The organism is Trinickia sp., assembly GCF_051961175.1.
Taxonomy (GTDB): domain Bacteria; phylum Pseudomonadota; class Gammaproteobacteria; order Burkholderiales; family Burkholderiaceae; genus Trinickia.
The window spans coordinates 1-16,667 of the sequence record NZ_JBQCDN010000189.1 but is presented as its reverse complement, the minus strand read 5'-3'; the positions used below and the strand labels follow the sequence as shown (position 1 = coordinate 16,667).

The window sequence follows — 16,667 nt, the reverse complement described above, 5'->3', positions numbered from 1 at the left end:
GGCCGTCATCGCGGCAATCAAGGCGCTATGGGCCGCTTCGTCTTCGGGTCGAATGGGCCGAATGGTCAAGCGCTCGCCGTGCCAATCGATCGTCTCCTCCAACTGCCGGGGATACGGCACGATCGCCAACCGCCCACGCACAGGCCCAAGCGTGATGCGTGGATCGACCAGCTGTACCTGCGTGCGTGTCACCCGCAGCAAGGCCGTGAAACCGACGATCTGTTCGACGCAGCACACCGCCTCCGATAACGCCGTCAATGCATCGAGTACCAGCCCGATCGGGGCGAGCATGGCGTACGGCGAGCGCGAGACGATCTCGCGCGCGAGGACGGGATTGAGCGGCAGCAAACCATACGCCATGAACGGGGCCCACAACCCATCGATTGCCGGCGCGGCGAATTCGAAAACGGGGCCGAAATCGGCGTCGTCGCGCAACCGCACGGCGACATCGACAATGTGCCCAATGCCCTCGCCGTCTCCCTCGCCCGAAGCGAGCGTGGCCGTCGGCCGATCGTCGGCCACCTGCAAGCCAAATCCACGCAGCAACTGTGCGGCGTCCTCGCCTATCAGCGCCGTGCGTCCCGATTCAAGCGCTGTCTTAGCCTGCTCCTGCGCGGCCTTGATCGAAGCCGGAACCTGCGCGGGCAAGCCCTGTGGGGTCTCCATCAGCAGTTCGCGGCTAAGCCGGTAATCGACGAGACGCGCGAACGCGCGCGCGAGCCGATGCGGCGTCGAGTGCACGGCGATCCCATGTGCACGCAGGGCATCGCGCGTTTGCTCGTCCACTCCACCGAAGAAACAAGTCAGCAGCCCGCGATAGGCGAAGCGCTGCCGCTCGATCAACACGCGTGCCACGTCGGCGACGGGCGCGCTCAACGTCGACGCATGTACGACAAACGCGGTGCCCGTCTCGCGGTGCGGCGCGAGCGCTTCAAGCGCCGTGCCGAAATCCTCGGCCTTAGCGTCATTGCCGAGCACGAGTGGATTTCCGGGCTCAACCACGGCAGGCAATGCCGATACGATCGACGCCACCGCTGCGTCCGGCCAATCCGCGAGCGTGGTGTCCGCTTGCGCGAAGGCATCGCTTGCCAAGGCCGCAACGCCGCGGTCGCTCGTGATGAGCGTGGCCGTCGAACTCGCGGCCACCCGGCCGACACCAAGCGTTTCGATTTCATCGATCAAATCGTCGAGCGATTCGACCCGCACCATCCCGGCCCGCCTGAACGCCGCAGCGTAGAGCGGATCGGCCGGATCGCCACGGCCCGTGCGCAGCACGAGCACCGGCTTATTGCGCGCGGCCGCGCGGGCCGCCGACATGAATTTCCGCGCTGCCCGCACGACGGATAGTTCGAGCAAAATCGCACGCGTGCCTGGGTCGCTGGCCAGATAATCGAGCACGTCGCCCGCATCGACGTCGGCCTCTCCGCCCAACGCAATCGCGTGCGAAAACCCCAATCCGCGCGCCTGGGCCCAACCGAGCACCGCATTCGTCAACGCATTCGACTGCGAGACCCACGCCACACCACCTCTTTTGACCGTCGACGACGGCGCACCCAAATGTGCATTGAGCGCGGGCGTCACGACGCCGAGGCTGCCCGGTCCAACGATCCGCAACAAGTATGGCTTGGCCGCCTCCAACGCCCGTGCCAACGAAGCCGACTTCGCCCCACGCTTCGTATCGCTGACGATGATGGCCGCTCGTGTGCCGAGCCGCCCCAGCTTCCCGACGATGTCGGGCCAGGTATGGCTAGGCGTGCAGATCAGCGCAACGCAAGGCGCTTCGAGCAGATCGGCGACATCGGAGAACACGGTGCATCCATCGAGTTCGGCGTACTTCGGGTTGACGGGCCACACGGGCCCTTCGAAGCCACCGGCCCGCACGCGGCGCCATACCTTCGCGCCGACGCTTTCGGCCCGAACCGATGCACCGACGACAGCGATCGATGTCGGCCGGAACAGCCTATCGAGGTTGCGAACGGTCATAGCTGCGCACCCTTACGGAAGAACGTTGGGAAGAGGTCGATCAGAAGGATAGGCGATGCAACCAGGCCCTGCCTGCCCGCAATCATCAGTCGAGCGACTTCCGGAAACGAAGCACGCTCGCGGTGAGCATCGCAATAGCGAGAACCGCCATGGCAGCGAACTGCGGCCACAGCGCTTCGAACCCGACGCCCTTCAAAAACACCGCTCGCAATACGACAAGAAAATACCGCAGCGGATTGAGGTACGTCAGCCATTGCAGCACCGCCGGCATTGCGGGAATCGGAAACGCGAACCCCGACAAAATAAAAATCGGGTTGATGAGAAAGAAGTTGAGCGCGAAGGCTTGCTGCTGCGTGCGCGAAAACGTCGACAACAACAGTCCCAGGCCGATAACCGACAACAAGAACAACACGACGCCGATCATCATCACGAACGCGCTGCCGATGAACGGCACACCGAACCAGGCAACGCCCAGCGCCGTAACGAGCACGACGTCCCCCAAGCCGATCAAGAACGATGGCACCGTCTTGCCGAGAATGAATTCCACTGGCCGAATCGGGCTCACCATGATTTGCTCGAGCGTGCCGACTTCGCGTTCGCGCACGACCGCGAACGCCGTCAGGCTCACCACTTGGAGCAGCGTGAGCGTCCCTACCACGCCCGGAATGAAAAACCATCGATCGTCGAGCCCCTCGTTGAACCACGGCCGTTCCTGCAGCGAGACGGCGATCGTCGGCCGTGCCGCTCCCGCGTGCGTAGGCCAAGCCGCCGCGCGCCAGTCGCTTTGATACTGCGCCACGATGGTGCTGACGTAACCGAGCGCGATCAATGCGGTATTGGAATTCGTACCGTCGACGAGCACTTGCAACGGCGCGCCCGCGCCGTTGCCGAGCGCCTGTGCGAAGCCTGCATGCACGACGACGGCGACCACCGCGCGCCCCGCATCGAGTTCGTGCGCGATCTCGCGCTGCGAGCGCGCGACATCGACGATATCGAAGCGGCCGTTGGCCGTGAACCGAGCAATGAGGTCACGGCTCGCTTGGCTTCGATCCAAATCGAGCACGGCCGTCGAAACGTGGCTGACGGTGAACGTCGCGGCATAGCCGTAGATGAACACCTGCAAAACAAGGGGGATGACGATACGAAAGATCGCCCCCTTATCTCGCTTCAATTCGAGAAACTCTTTGACGAGCATCGCGTACACACGTTCGAACATCGTCGGCTCCGCTATCTCCACTATCAATCGAGATGCTTGCGAAACGCCCGCACGCTGAGCCAGCCGATGATCAGCGCATACATCGTCAGCGCAATGACGGGCGCCACAAGGTCGGCCAGCGTACTGCCCTTGAGGAACACCGAACGCAAGATCGTCACGTAATAGCGGGCGTAGACCAGCAGCGTGATGGCCCGGATCGGTGCCGGCATCTGTTCGATGGCAAAGGTGTAGCCCGAGAGCAGTGTTGTCGGCAACATCGTCAACAGCAACGCGACTTGGCTCGCGCCAAGCTGGCTCCGAATACGCACCGACATCAGATAACCGAGGCCGAGCACGACGAGCGTGAAAAGCCCCGTCGTCCCCGCCAGCGTAAGCAGGCTGCCGCGAAACGGCACATGGAACCAATAGACCGCACCCACGAGGCAGAACACCGCATCGGCAAACCCAATCGCGAAGTAAGGAACGAGCTTGCCGAGCATGAGCTCGAGCGCCGTGACCGGCGTCGAAATCAACTGTTCCATCGTGCCGCGCTCCCATTCGCGCGCCACCGTCAGTGATGTCAACTGCGCGCCGACGAGCGCGAGGATCACGGCCACGACACCCGGGATGATGAAGTTGCGGCTGTCGAGCCCCTCGTTGTACCAAACGCGCGGCTCCAGATCGACGGTCCCGACGGTGGGGGCGATCGTTCCATGATCGGCCACCCAGCGCGCTTCGAAATCGGCCGTCGTGCGGGCGATGACGCCTTTTGCGTAGCCGATGGCAATGTTCGTCGTATTCGTGTCGGTCGCATCGAATACGGTCTGCACCTGCGCCACGCCGGTCGTCGTCAGCACGCGCGTGAAATTGATCGGGATCGTCACGACGCCGGCGCAACGCCCGTGATCGATCGCCTCGCGCACGCCGAAGTCGCTGTTCAGCGCGCGCTGCGGCGCGAACCATCCCGATGCGACGAAACGGTCCACGAGTTCGCGGCTCGCCTGGCTATGTGCTTGGTCGAATACGCACAACGGCACCTTCCGTATATCGAGGCTCACGCCGTAGCCGAGCAGCAGCATCTGCATCAGCGGCATCAGCAGCGCAATCGCGAGGCTGCGCGGATCGCGCCAAATCTGCAGCGCTTCCTTGTACGCAATGGCGAGCAGACGGCGCGGCTTCATACGCCCTCCCGACGCATCGAGCCGTTCACGTTGCCCCCTTGGCCCGCGTGCGCGCGACGAGCTGCACGAAGACATCTTCGAGACCCGGGCGGATCGGCACGAAAGCGCCCGTCTCGATGCCTCTATTCGCAAGCCAAGCGGGCAAAGCCGCGACGGTCGAGGCGACCGGTATTTCGGCGGTGTCGGCCAACAGGACATGCAGCTTGTCGCCGAAGATCGCGGCATCGATGACGCCCGGCGCCTCGCGCAACGCGGCAACGGCTTCACCGAGCGTGGCGCATTCGCATTCGTACAGCACCCCGCCCAACTGCTCGCCGCGCAGCTCGTTCGGGCTGCCGACGATGATGAGCCGCCCCGCATTGATCAGCGCGATGCGGTTGCAATACTCGGCCTCGTCCATGTAGTGCGTGGAAACGAGCACCGTGACGCCGTCGCCAGCCAGCTCATGAATCAGATCCCAAAATCGGCGGCGCGCCTGCGGTTCGACGCCTGAAGTCGGTTCGTCGAGAAACAGCACGGGCGGCCGATGCAAGATCGCGCAGCCGAGTGCGAGCCGCTGGCGCCAGCCGCCAGCCAGCATTCTCACGAGCGTATCCTCGCGTCCTTCGATGCCGGCCATCTCGATGGCAAAGCGGATCCGATCGGCCAGGACGGCCTGCGGCACCCGGTACAGGCCCGCGAAAAAGCGCAGATTCTCGCGGCAAGTCAGATCGCCATACAGCGAGAATTTCTGCGACATGTAGCCGATGTGAGTACGCACTATCTCGGGTTCGCGCGCCACGTCGAAGCCGGCAACCGACGCACTGCCGGCACTCGGCGCCAGCAGCGCGCACAGCATGCGTATCGTCGTGGATTTGCCCGCGCCGTTCGGCCCGATGAATCCGACAACCTCGCCCTTGGCGATCGTCAGATCGAGGCCGTCGACGGCCGTGAATGTGCCGAAGCGCTTGGTGAGGCCTCGCGCCACTATGACGCTCTCCCGGCCCTGCGCTTCAGCCGAAGGTGGCAACGGTCCTGTCCCTGGAGGCGCGGGCGCGCTCATGCAGCGCCTCCGACAAGTGCGACGAATACATCCTCGATCCCGGGCTCAACCGTCTCGAAGGGAGCATGCGCGAGCGCGCGCTCGGCGAGCCTTGCCTCGAGTTCTGGCCCGCGCAAGCCGCCGTCGTCGACGCGCACATGCACGCGGTCGCCCATCAGCAGGGTGCCTTGCACGCCGGGCGCATCGGCCAAGGCGTCGCGAATAGCACGCGGATCGCTGCCGGCGATGGCGAGCAGTGCGCCCGGCAGGCGGCGTTTGAGCGCGGCCGGTGTCGCACATTCGCGCACCTCGCCGGCATGCAGCAACGCCAGCCTTGAACATCGCTGCGCTTCGTCCATGTAGGCCGTCGACATGACGATCGTCACGCCCTGCTCGCGCAGTTGGTAAAGAAGCGCCCAGAAATCGCGCCGTGAAACGGGATCGACGCCCGTCGTCGGCTCGTCGAGCAGCAGCACCTTCGGCGTGTGGATCAGCGCGCAGACCAACCCGAGCTTTTGTTTCATCCCACCCGATAGTTGGCCCGCCAGCCGGCGCCCGAACGCGGCCAATCCGGCGGCACCGAGCAGCCGCGTCACGCGCTCGCGATACTCGGCGCGCGGTACGTCGAACAGTTCGCCGTAAAAGAAGGCGTTTTCGTCGACCGTCAGATCCTCGTATAAACCGAAGCGCTGTGGCATGTAGCCGAGCGCCGTTTTCGCACGTTCGGGATCCGCCGCGACGTCGATCCCTTCGAGCGTGATGCGCCCGGAATCGGGACGCAGCACACCGGCGAGCATACGCATCAGCGTCGTTTTACCGGCACCGTCGGGACCCACCAGCCCGAAAATCTCCCCGCGTTCGACGGTGAGCGTCGCGCCGCGCACGGCCTCGAGCGCGCCGAAGCGCCGCGCGACGTGCTCGATGACGATCGCTGCCTCGCTCATTGCCCGCTCGCGCGCGCCGCAATCGACGCATCGGCCGGCATGCCCGGCAGCAGTTCATGAGTCGGATTGTCGATATCGATTCGAATGCGGTAGACGAGCGTCACGCGTTGCGCGTGCGTCTCAACCGTCTTCGGCGTGAACTCCGCTTGCGGTGAAATGAAGCTCACACGGCCCCGATAACGCCTGTGCGGATAAGCATCCGTGGCGACGTCCACCGCCTCGCCCAACCGAATCCGGCCGATATCGGGCTCGTTGACGTACGCGCGCAGCCACACATGATCGAGTTCGTCGATCGTAAAGATCGCGACGCCGGGCCCTGCCAGTTGGCCGAGTTCCCCCTCACGCACGGCGATTACGCCGTCGAACGGCGCGCGCAGCTCCGTGTATGACAGCATCGTCTCGTCGAGCGCCAGCTTAGCGCGCGCTGCATCGACGTTAGCCGTTGCCAGCGCGACGCCGTTGCGCGCTGCATCGACGAGCGCTTGGTCATGTGCCAGCTGCGCAGCCGATTGCTGGCGCGCGGTCAACGCAAGATCGCGCGCTTGCCGAGACACCGCATGCTGCGCGGAGAGCGTCTCGGCGCGAGCGTAGTCGAGCTGCTTTTCCGCCAGATCGAAGCGGTCGCTGGTGACACTGCTGGACGCCGCCGTCAGCGTGCTGCGGTTCGCTTCGACCTGCGCCGCCTGCACGTTGAGGTTCGCCCGATCGATCTCGACCTGACGCCGATAGATTCGATCATCGAGACGGGCCAAAACCGTGCCACGTGCGACGCGGGCCCCCTCGTCGAACGGCAGGAAGACAATCGGCGCTTGCACCTGAGTCACACTGAGGACGCTTTCGTGCGCCTCGATGTTTCCCGAAACGACGATGGGCGACGCTGTGCTACTCGCTCCGAAGATCGACGGCCAATGCCACGCCCCGTACGCGCCTGCGGCGAGCACGAGCGCGATCAGCACCATAAGCAGCGGCTTGGAATGCGCGGCGCAACGCGCGCGCCAGCGCGTGGACACATCGGAGGCCATCCAGGCACTGTACGTAGCCCAAGCGGCAATCCTTTGATGCCCATCAAACCCTCGGAGCATAAACGCGCCGATGATGCGCATCCTGGCCAACGCAACGAGCCACATTATGCGCATAAATGTTATATTGCGGCATAACATCTGACCAGAAAAGCGACGTGATGACCTTCACCGATCAGCTTGCCGCGCTGCGCGCGCACCGCCGCATGAGTCTAGCCGCGATCGGTGCGATCATCGGCATGGCCGTGCCGAATCTGTCGGCTGTCCTGCGCGGCCGCGGGGATACGAAGGCGTCGACATTGGCGTCCATTGCGTCCGCGCTCGATGCCGAATGGGTGCTCGTACCGAAAGTCAGCATCGGCGAAGTCCGGCGCGCGATCGAAGCGAACGGCTCGATGGCTGACATCGGCGCCGCATCCGATCACGTCGCCGCGCGAACGATCGAGATTTTCTCGAACAAGAAGTAATGCCTCATGCCGGGCGCGCGGCATGCGCCTGCCTTCACAGGCAGTCTGGGTCACGATCGCACTAACGCGCCCGCGCATCATCGCTGTTACACCGTCACGACGATCTTCCCGAACTGCTCGTTCGATTCCAAGAACCGATGCGCGGCGACGATATCGTCGAATCCGAACGTCTTCGCAATGACGGGCCGCAGCGCGCCCGATGCCAGTCCGTCGAGCACGAATGCCTTCGCCGCACTCAATTTCGCAGGATCACGAATGAGTTCGTGAACGAGGTAGCCGCGCAACGTCAGCATTTTGCTTAGGACTGCGAACAATGGAAACGGGGTGGGTTCTGCGCTGAGCCCACCGTATTCGATCAATATGCCGCCGCGGGCCATCGCGGCCGTAAGCGGCTCGAAGATGGGGCCGCCGATCGGATCGACGACGACCCGAACGCCCTGCGCTCCGGCAATCGCATCCAGGCGCGCGGCCAAATCTTCCTCGGCGGAAGCAATCACGTGGGCAGCGCCTTGTTCGAGCAGCGCCTGATACTTGGCCGATGTCCGCGTGACCGCAATCGGCACCGCACCGACCGCGTTGCCCGAAGCGCCGGAAACAACGGGTTGGCTTCCAGGCGTTTGGCCGTACGTTTTGGCAACGACCGGCATGGAAGTCGCACCAGCGATGGTCCTCGGATTTCCGGGAGAGCACTTTGACAGGCAAAACGGTGTGTTTTGGACAAACCATGCCCTTTCCACGCTGTTTTTGGACAAAACTCAGCAACGAGACAGTCCCGATGCGTACTTTTGGACAAGGACGGACAAAACCCCTGGTCAATGGAAAGAAAGGGCAAACCAAGCAGGAAATAGGCTGTTTGTACTCCCCGAACTAGTGCCGGGGACGCTGCTGGAGGGCTTCGAACGCGTTAGCGCGCTGCGTGATCCCGTTGCGCGCGCGCTGATGACCATGTTTGTCGTTACAGAGGTCCACCCATTTCGTGACGGCAACGGGCGAACCGCACGGCTCGCAATGAACTGCGTGCTCAGCGCGGAGAACAGTTCCCGTATCATCATTCCCACGATCTACCGCGAGGACTACTTGCTTCCGTTGAAGCGGTTGACCAATGACAGGGACGCAGATCCGTTCATCCGGTCGATGGTGCGCGCCCAGAAATGGACTTCGAGTTTCGAGTATGGCCAGTCGCGCGAGCTATTGAAAGATCAACTCAAGCGATGCAACGCATTCGAAGAGGACCTCAAACACTTCAAACTCATCTTCCCGGAAACAGCGAGCTGATCTCGAGAAAGCCTGAGGCGGCATCCGACCTGTGTCTTTTCCGCCTTGACAGTGTTCCGCTCGCACACGGAAGTCTTCAGCTCATTGAGCATGCGCCCCGACCGAAGACATCTTTGTCACGTCGAAGCCTCCTGCTGCATCGTCACATATTCTTCTTAAACGGCGCACCCGAATGTTCACGCAGCTCGTTAAAGACGATATTGGGCCACGCCTTTTGCGCCACCTCGATCTCCGAAATATGCGAAGCGAGGTACGTGGGTGCGTTGACCGCGTCGAGCGCCATCCGCGCCGCGTACGCATTGGTGAAGCGGCGCAGTTCGGCGGGATCATCGCACGTCACCCAGCGCGACATCCGATAGCGCGCCGGCATAATCCGCACGTCCACCTTGTACTCGGCGGACAACCGGTGCGACACCACCTCGAACTGCAGTTGCCCCACCGCGCCGAGGATGATCGAGCCGCCGTACTCGGGACGAAACACCTGGATGGCGCCTTCTTCGCCGAGTTGCTTCAACGCTTCCCCGAGCTGCTTCGCACGCATCGGATCCACGACTTCGACCGTCTGAAAGATTTCCGGAGCGAAGAACGGCAGGCCGACGAATTGAAGCATCTCGCCTTCGGTCAACGTATCGCCGAGGCTCAGCGTGCCATGGTTAGGAATCCCGATGATGTCGCCGGGATAGGCTTCGCTCACCGTCTCTCGACGCTGCGACAAGAACGTCACCACGTTGTTCGCACGGAAGGTCTTGCCCGAGCGCGTAACCTTGAGCGCCATCCCCCGCTCGAAGCGCCCCGAGCACACACGGATAAATGCCACCCGGTCACGGTGCGCCAAATCCATGTTGGCTTGCACCTTGAACACGACACCCGTGAATTTCGGTTCGTCGGGCTGCACGGGCCGCTGCACGGCCATACGGGCCGATGGCGGTGGCGCAAGCTCCACCAGCGAGTCGAGAATTTCCTTTACGCCGAAGTTATTGATCGCCGAGCCGAACAGTACGGGCGACTGCTGGCCCGCCAAGAACGCCTCGCGATCGAACGACGGCGTCGCGGCGCAGATCAGATCGATTTCTTCCTTCGCCTTCTTCCAAGCAAAACCGAAACGGCGTTCGCCCTCTTCGTCGTCCAGTGCCGAAACCGTCTCCACGGCACCGCCCGCCGTATCCTGGCCCGCACGGAAGACGCGCACCTGATCGCGGATGATGTCGTAGACACCCTGAAACTCTTTGCCCATCCCGATCGGCCACGTGAAGGGCACTGCCGAAACGCCGAGGTGCTGCTCGATTTCATCGAGCAGATCGAGCGGCGCCCGCACTTCACGGTCGAGCTTATTGATGAACGTGACGATGGGCGTGCGGCGGCTGCGGCACACTTCGAGCAGCTTCAGCGTCTGCGCTTCGACGCCGTTGGCGCCGTCGATCACCATGACCGCCGCGTCAACGGCAGTCAACACCCGATAGGTGTCTTCGGAGAAGTCTTCGTGCCCCGGAGTATCAAGCAGATTGATGACGGCGTCGCCGTATTCGAACTGCATGACCGAGCTCGCGACCGAAATGCCGCGCTGCTTCTCGATCTCCATCCAGTCGGATGTCGCGTAGCGATTACTCTTCCGACCCTTGACCGTACCCGCAATTTGGATCGCACCCGAAAAAAGCAGGAGCTTTTCGGTGAGGGTGGTTTTCCCCGCGTCGGGGTGGGAAATGACCGCAAACGTGCGGCGGCGCTTGAGTTCGGCAACTGACATCGTATGAATGGGGAATTTCGGTATTGAGCGGCGCGGGGGCGATGATACACGTGTCGCCCCGCGCGCGCCCGATGCGGAAATCCCGCCGGCGGTTTCCTGCCGATACGAAACCCGCCGGCGTTCAACGTCTCCCGAATCCGCTCACCGGTCAGAGCGAGACGGCGGCCGAGCGGCCGAGCGTCGCAAGTACATCGTCGGTCGACGCGCGGCCGTTGCCAGGACGCCCGATCGAGTGGTACTCGATACCGAGTTCGTCCATCGCGAGCGGGTCGTAGAGATTGCGTCCGTCGAAGACGATCGGTTGCTTCAAGCGCGCTTTGAGGCTATCGAAGTCCGGGCTCTTGAATGCCTTCCATTCCGTCATGATGACGAGCGCGTCGGCATTCGCCGCCACATCCATTTGATCTTCCACCAGCGTCAGGCGCCCCAGTGCCTCCGGTTCGCCTCGCAGATCGGCTGCAAACGCGCGCTTCGCCTCCTTCAGCGAGACCGGGTCGAATGCCACTACGCGCGCGCCACGTTCGAGCAATGCGGCGATCAACACGCGGCTGGGCGCTTCGCGCATGTCGTCGGTGCCCGGTTTGAACGCGAGCCCCCACACGCCGAACGAACGTTCGCTGAGGTCTTCGCCGAAACGCGCGACGATCTTGCTGACGAGCACTTGTTTCTGCGCGGCGTTGACCTCGGACACCGCATCGAGAATGCGCAGCGACTGCCCGTGCTCGTGCGCCGTCTGCATCAGCGCGCGCACGTCCTTCGGAAAACATGAACCGCCGTACCCGCAGCCGGCATAGAGAAAGTGATAGCCGATGCGCGGATCGGACCCGATACCGCGCCGCACCGCTTCGATGTCGGCCCCCACGCGCTCGGCCAGATTCGCGAGTTCGTTCATGAACGAAATACGCGTGGCGAGCATCGCGTTGGCCGCGTACTTCGTGAACTCCGCCGAGCGGACGTCCATGAACAGCATGCGATCGCGATTGCGGTTGTAGGGGGCGTACAGACGCTTCATCGTATCGCGCGCGCGTTCGCCGGGGACGTCGTCGTCGCAGCCCACGACGATCCGCTCGGGCCGCGTGAAGTCCTCGATGGCCGCGCCCTCTTTCAGGAATTCAGGATTCGACACGACCGAAAACATGGCGTCCACGCCGCGCTGCGCCAGCTGTTCCGCAATGGCTTCGCGCACGCGGCGCGCGGTTCCGACCGGCACCGTCGACTTGTCGACAACGACCGTGAAGCCGTCGATGTGGCGCCCGATTTCGGAAGCGGCGGCCAGCACGTATTGCAAATCTGCCGAGCCGTCTTCGCCGCTGGGGGTGCCCACGGCGATAAAGATCGTTTCGCGCTGAGTCATCGCGCGATGTGCATCGGTGGTGAACGACAACCTGCCTGCCGCCTTGTTGCGCGCGACGATTTCATGCAAGCCCGGTTCGTGAATCGGAATGCCGCCGGATTCGAGAATACCGATCTTGTCTTGATCGACGTCGTAGCAGCAGACGTCGTTGCCGACGTCCGCAAGGCACGCAGCCGTAACGAGGCCGACGTAGCCGCAGCCGATGATGGTCACATTCATGGTGGTGGCCCTTCAAAGAACAACGAGAAATGGAGCGGCGTGGGACAGGCGCACGTGAGGCGAGACACTTGTCCCCCCACAAAGCCGTCATCAGGCGATAACAAAAAGCGGAGGGCAAGCGCAGCAAAATCCGAAAAATTTCGGTCCTTGCATGGACTGGCAATCTTTTCGAATTTTTTTGTGGCAGGCGCAAGGATCAGTGCAGGCGCGCGGCGCGATGGCGTTACAGTTTTTTTGTCGATTTACTTCCTGTCACACTGGTCCCGTTGTTCGATGAAACCTCGATGACATGCACCGCTTTCTTCATTCCAATGCCCACGAACGACGCACGCAAAGCACCGTTCGCGCTCGCCGCCGGGAAGGCGATGCGAGCGCGCGGCGAGATGCTCTTGGAAGTTTTTACAACGCTACGCGTCAAGCGTGGAATAGCAGCTCGGGCGGCTTGCTATCGCCTCGGCCATCGGCATGCGAATGAAGCAGCCAATCTGCGGTGGTGCGGCTGCGGATCATGCTCGGATCGAGCATGCGTGCGGGCTGGGCAGCCGATGCCGCAGCCAGGGCAGCGGGCGCCAGCTCAGGCTGAGCCTCGGGCGCATTCTGCGTCTCTTGGGGCACGGCAAGCGGGATTGCCGTATCCGGGGCGGCGGCGGCCTCGGCGCGAGCCAGCGCGGCCGCCTCGTGCCGATCGATCCAATCGCGCGCCCACTCGAGCGCATAGCACTCGGCGGTTTCATGTTCGCCGAAGCGTGGACCGATGAGGCCAGAACGTTCGACGCGCCGGCCGTCCTTGACGATCTCCGCGGATGCGCGATAGCTGAGCTGGAGCTGCTTGGCAACCGGCTGAGCGGACGCGTGAATCACGTAGTCCCGGTAGTCTTCGGAACGCTTCGTCACCGTCATCGAATCGACGAGCGGAGCTTCGCCGGGCCGATCGCCGGCTGCACGCAGCGTGACACCGGGCGTCGGCGCGCGCCGCGACGACGCAACGACGGCCAGATCGCGGCGGACGGTATTCGCGCACGCACCGTTCAGGCCGTTCGTGCCGTTGGCATCGGCCGAGGTACCTGGATCGGCGGCGTCGCCGGCCACGTGCCACGACTCCGGGTTGGTCCAGAACACGCCGCGCAGGCGCGGCGATTCGGGCGCGGGCAACGGCGCCGCCTTCGGAGCGACCTGCGTCGCCGCGTCGGGCTGCGGCACGTAAGCGAACGTCCGGCCGAATTCGGATAGGATCGCCACGATCTGCGCCAGTGTGCCGTCCGCGAGCCAGTCGTCGAAACGGCGACGGCAGGTGGGCCCGGACGGGTAACGCGCCGGCAGCTTCGACCAGCGCTCGCCGGTCGTCAGGATCCACAGCACCGCGTTCGTCACGACGCGCGGTTCGGCGCGAGGCCGGCCACGGCGATGCGGGTGTATGGGCTCGTCGGCCGCCAGCGGCGCCAGGCGAGTCCACTCGTCGTCGGTCAATTCCTCAAAGAACATGTTTTTCTCCCCGCAGCCTGGCCGGGCTGCGACACTTGGCCGTCGAGACAATGGCCCATTCTCGGCGACCGCCAGGTTGCACAAATTGTTTTGTTCTCGTTACCGCCAATCAGAATCGCACGCGGGCCGTATGTTTTGCCCCTCGGTTGAAGCAGAAAATACAGCCCCGGACATGCATGGGAAAAGATTGCAGAAAGCATACCATCGCAAGGACTAAACAAAAATCATGCCACGCGTAAATGGCGTGCATATCGATCACCCGCGAGGGCACCGCATCCGTAACTAAATTCCAGAGAGGTGTCCATATTAGAATATTTTTTGCGGGCCGCAATCCTGGTAGATGTAACGAAGTGATTCCGAATCGATTTCACCGCTCGTAACGACGCGTCGAACTGTCATCTCGCGCAATAAACCAAATGCGCAATCGTTTGCGGGGAGCAAACGTACCCTAATTCATCGGAGGTCCGCCAGCAGGGCTTTTCGGACAACTTCATCGATGCTGGCCGGTTCGACCGGGTAGTTAGGATGATCGCAGCCCAACATCAACGGTGCACCAGATCGCAGCGCCGTCTTCATCGAATCGGTCAATTCGAAACATAAGAAATGGACAGCGGAAGTTTTTTCACTATTCTCGCGGTCCAGGTCCTCGTCCGCGACGGCGTAGACGGCTGGCTCGTCGCCGACACGGATAAACACGTGGTCCTCGACTCCAATTAGCCGGCCGAGTGCCGCGCGGCGCTCCGCCTCGTTTTCATACTCGATCTGCATCGTTGCCTTCAGATTGCTGCCGTCCGGCACGAGCGGTAAATACGCCTCTAATTCGGCAGCAATTCCTTGCTCGTCGAAAATTTTTTCTATATGCAACATCTCTTGTATCTGATACCGAATTGTTGTCTCATCTTCGAACAAAAAAGTCATATGATTGCCCAGTTGGACGCAACGCTTTTTCTTATGTCCGATAACATGGGCCCGGGTAGCGTCCCGGATCTTTGCATACGCCTCAAGTGTCAATAGGGAATTGCGTGAGATGGTCATTTACATTTCCTCGCAAGAATCGACATGATGGCGTGTTAGACACCGTAGGCCTTGCGCAGCAGCGACAGAGGATGAGAGAGCGTCGCGTTCGCGGCCCCGCTCTCGGCGATGCCTTGTTCGATGTGGTGCCCCGCGAGCTGGCAATCCGAAGCGATGTAGGCAGGCGCAGGCTCCGCCATCGCCTTGAACACGGGCTTGCCGATACGCATGGCGGTTGCATGAAACTCCTTTTTCACGCCAAAGGTGCCGGCATGCCCCGAACAGCGCTCCACCACTTTGAGCTCGGTGCCCGGTATGAGCGAGAGTGCGTCATATGTTTTACGGCCGAGATTCTGGACGCGGCCATGGCAAGGCACGTGATAGGACACCGTGCCGAGGGCGTGCTTGAAGTCGGTCTTCAAGAGCCCGTCGCGATGGCGCGAGACGAAATATTCGAAGGGATCCCAAAAGGCTTCCGCCACTGCCTTGACATCGGCATCCTCCGGAAACATCAGCGGCAGCTCTTGCTTGTACATCAATACGCAGCTCGGAATCGCCGCTATCAGGGCATAGCCATCGCGCGCGTAACGGGCGAGCACGGGGATGTTCTTTTCTTTTTTCGCGGCCACGCCGTCGAGGTTGCCTTGCTCGAGTAGCGGCATGCCGCAGCAAGCCTCTTTATCCACGAGGACGTACGGAATGTTGTTGTGTTCGAGCACGGCCAGCAGGTCATGGCCGATGCCGGGCTCATTGAAATTGACGTAACAGGTGGCGTAAATCGCGACTTTCCCCGGCGTGCGTTCCCCGTCTTGGACAGCGGCGGCCGGTGACGTCTTCGCATGCGAGCGGAATTTGCGCCGTGCGAACGATGGCAACCATGCGTGACGGTCCACGCCAAGCGTCGTCTCCAGCGCCGCGCGCGCGGGCTTCGTTTCGTTGACCGCATTGACCACCTGCGTCACGATTGGAATGCCGGCGAAGTGCCCTAACGCGTCGGTATTCGAAAGCACCTTGTCGCGCAGCGCCACGTCGCCCGTTTTATATCGAGCGGCCTTTGCACGCAGCATCAAGTGAGGGAAGTCGACGTTCCAAGGATGCGGCGGTACGTACGGACACTTCGTCATGTAGCACAGGTCGCACAGGTAGCACTGATCGACCACCTTGGAAAACGCGGCATGATCGACATCATGAGCTTCGCCGCTGGCGGTTTCGTCGACGAGATCGAACAGCGAGGGAAAGGCACCGCACAACGATACGCAGCGGCGGCATCCGGCACAGATGTCGAACACGCGGGCCAATTCCGCGTCGATGGACGCGGCATCGTAGAAGCCGGGAGAACGCCAGTCGAGCGGATGACGCGTGGGCGCCTCCAGACTGCCTTCTTTATGGGGCATAGCGTGTCGCTCCGTGACGCCGCGCGCGTCACTCGCGACGAACGCGCGCAGACATGAAAAATGCGCGGCGCAGCAGACGTGCGCCGTATGGGTAAGGTGAGCGCCGCCAGTCGACGCGACGGCGCATGAGCGGGCATCGGTTCGGCGTGGCAACGGCGGCGCTGGGGCGATCAGCCATCGAGAGACGGCCCGCCGCGCAAGGGCGCGGGGTCGCCCGCCCCGGGTCCGCTCGCCGCCTAATCCGACAATGCCTCGAGCGCTTTCGTGTAACGATTCGCGTGACTGCGTTCGGCTTTCGCCAGTGTCTCGAACCAATTGGCGATTTCGTCGAATCCTTCGTCGCGGGCCGTCTTCGCCATACCGGGGTACATGTCC

15 protein-coding genes are annotated in these 16,667 nt (G+C 62.6%); 2 read left to right on the top strand and 13 right to left on the bottom strand.

The features are described 5' to 3' along the window. From ACTHL0_RS11015 to ACTHL0_RS10990, 6 genes are all read right to left on the bottom strand, one after another. On the bottom strand, positions 1–1,983 hold a 1,983-nt coding region (locus ACTHL0_RS11015; RefSeq protein WP_440566768.1), incomplete at its 3' end, for an acetate--CoA ligase family protein. An 85-nt stretch (positions 1,984–2,068) separates the two neighbouring features. Then, positions 2,069–3,199 carry an ABC transporter permease gene (locus ACTHL0_RS11010; RefSeq protein ID WP_440566767.1) on the bottom strand — a complete coding sequence of 377 codons (1,131 nt, stop codon included), beginning with the start codon at positions 3,197–3,199 and terminating at the stop codon, positions 2,069–2,071. Between the two features lie 23 nt (positions 3,200–3,222). Then, positions 3,223–4,359, bottom strand: a complete 1,137-nt coding sequence (locus ACTHL0_RS11005) for an ABC transporter permease (protein ID WP_440566766.1) — start codon at positions 4,357–4,359, stop codon at positions 3,223–3,225. 25 nt (positions 4,360–4,384) lie between these two features. Next, complete coding sequence (locus ACTHL0_RS11000) at positions 4,385–5,401, bottom strand: ABC transporter ATP-binding protein (RefSeq protein WP_440566765.1); 1,017 nt, start codon at positions 5,399–5,401, stop codon at positions 4,385–4,387. Continuing rightward, positions 5,398–6,324 (bottom strand): ABC transporter ATP-binding protein, encoded by a 927-nt coding sequence (locus ACTHL0_RS10995; RefSeq protein ID WP_440566764.1) that lies wholly within the window; start codon positions 6,322–6,324, stop codon positions 5,398–5,400. The genes ACTHL0_RS11000 and ACTHL0_RS10995 overlap by 4 nt, the downstream gene beginning before the upstream one ends. Continuing rightward, the gene (locus ACTHL0_RS10990) at positions 6,321–7,283 is read right to left on the bottom strand and encodes an HlyD family secretion protein (protein WP_440566771.1); all 963 of its coding nucleotides are present in this window, start codon (positions 7,281–7,283) and stop codon (positions 6,321–6,323) included. Before ACTHL0_RS10990 ends, ACTHL0_RS10995 begins: the two co-directional genes overlap by 4 nt. 221 nt (positions 7,284–7,504) lie before the next feature. Here ACTHL0_RS10990 and ACTHL0_RS10985 point away from each other — a divergent pair, with 221 nt between their 5' ends. Beyond that, positions 7,505–7,810, top strand: a complete 306-nt coding sequence (locus tag ACTHL0_RS10985) for a helix-turn-helix domain-containing protein (RefSeq protein ID WP_440566770.1) — start codon at positions 7,505–7,507, stop codon at positions 7,808–7,810. A gap of 86 nt (positions 7,811–7,896) precedes the next feature. Here ACTHL0_RS10985 and ACTHL0_RS10980 read toward each other — a convergent pair whose 3' ends face one another. Continuing rightward, positions 7,897–8,457 (bottom strand): zinc-binding dehydrogenase, encoded by a 561-nt coding sequence (locus tag ACTHL0_RS10980; protein ID WP_440566763.1) that lies wholly within the window; start codon positions 8,455–8,457, stop codon positions 7,897–7,899. Here ACTHL0_RS10980 and ACTHL0_RS10975 point away from each other — a divergent pair. After that, entirely contained in the window at positions 8,456–9,085 is a 630-nt protein-coding gene (locus ACTHL0_RS10975) for a Fic family protein (RefSeq protein WP_440566762.1), read from the top strand. The genes ACTHL0_RS10980 and ACTHL0_RS10975 overlap by 2 nt on opposite strands. Positions 9,086–9,227: 142 nt before the next feature. On the opposite strand, the gene ACTHL0_RS10970 is transcribed toward ACTHL0_RS10975, so the two are convergent. From ACTHL0_RS10970 to ACTHL0_RS10945, 6 genes are all read right to left on the bottom strand, one after another. Next, positions 9,228–10,829, bottom strand: a complete 1,602-nt coding sequence (locus ACTHL0_RS10970) for a peptide chain release factor 3 (RefSeq protein WP_440566761.1) — start codon at positions 10,827–10,829, stop codon at positions 9,228–9,230. Positions 10,830–10,977: 148 nt separating this feature from the next. Next, the gene (locus ACTHL0_RS10965; RefSeq protein ID WP_440566760.1) at positions 10,978–12,402 is read right to left on the bottom strand and encodes a UDP-glucose dehydrogenase family protein; all 1,425 of its coding nucleotides are present in this window, start codon (positions 12,400–12,402) and stop codon (positions 10,978–10,980) included. Between the two features lie 414 nt (positions 12,403–12,816). Continuing rightward, positions 12,817–13,884, bottom strand: a complete 1,068-nt coding sequence (locus ACTHL0_RS10960; protein WP_440566759.1) for a transposase — start codon at positions 13,882–13,884, stop codon at positions 12,817–12,819. A gap of 453 nt (positions 13,885–14,337) precedes the next feature. Next, positions 14,338–14,919 (bottom strand): DUF3501 family protein, encoded by a 582-nt coding sequence (locus tag ACTHL0_RS10955; protein WP_440566758.1) that lies wholly within the window; start codon positions 14,917–14,919, stop codon positions 14,338–14,340. A 35-nt stretch (positions 14,920–14,954) separates the two neighbouring features. Then, on the bottom strand, positions 14,955–16,292 hold the full coding sequence (locus tag ACTHL0_RS10950; RefSeq protein WP_440566757.1) for a heterodisulfide reductase-related iron-sulfur binding cluster: 1,338 nt from the start codon (positions 16,290–16,292) through the stop codon (positions 14,955–14,957). Between the two features lie 236 nt (positions 16,293–16,528). Then, positions 16,529–16,667: ferritin family protein (locus ACTHL0_RS10945; RefSeq protein WP_440566769.1), on the bottom strand; the 139-nt coding region annotated here is incomplete at its 5' end.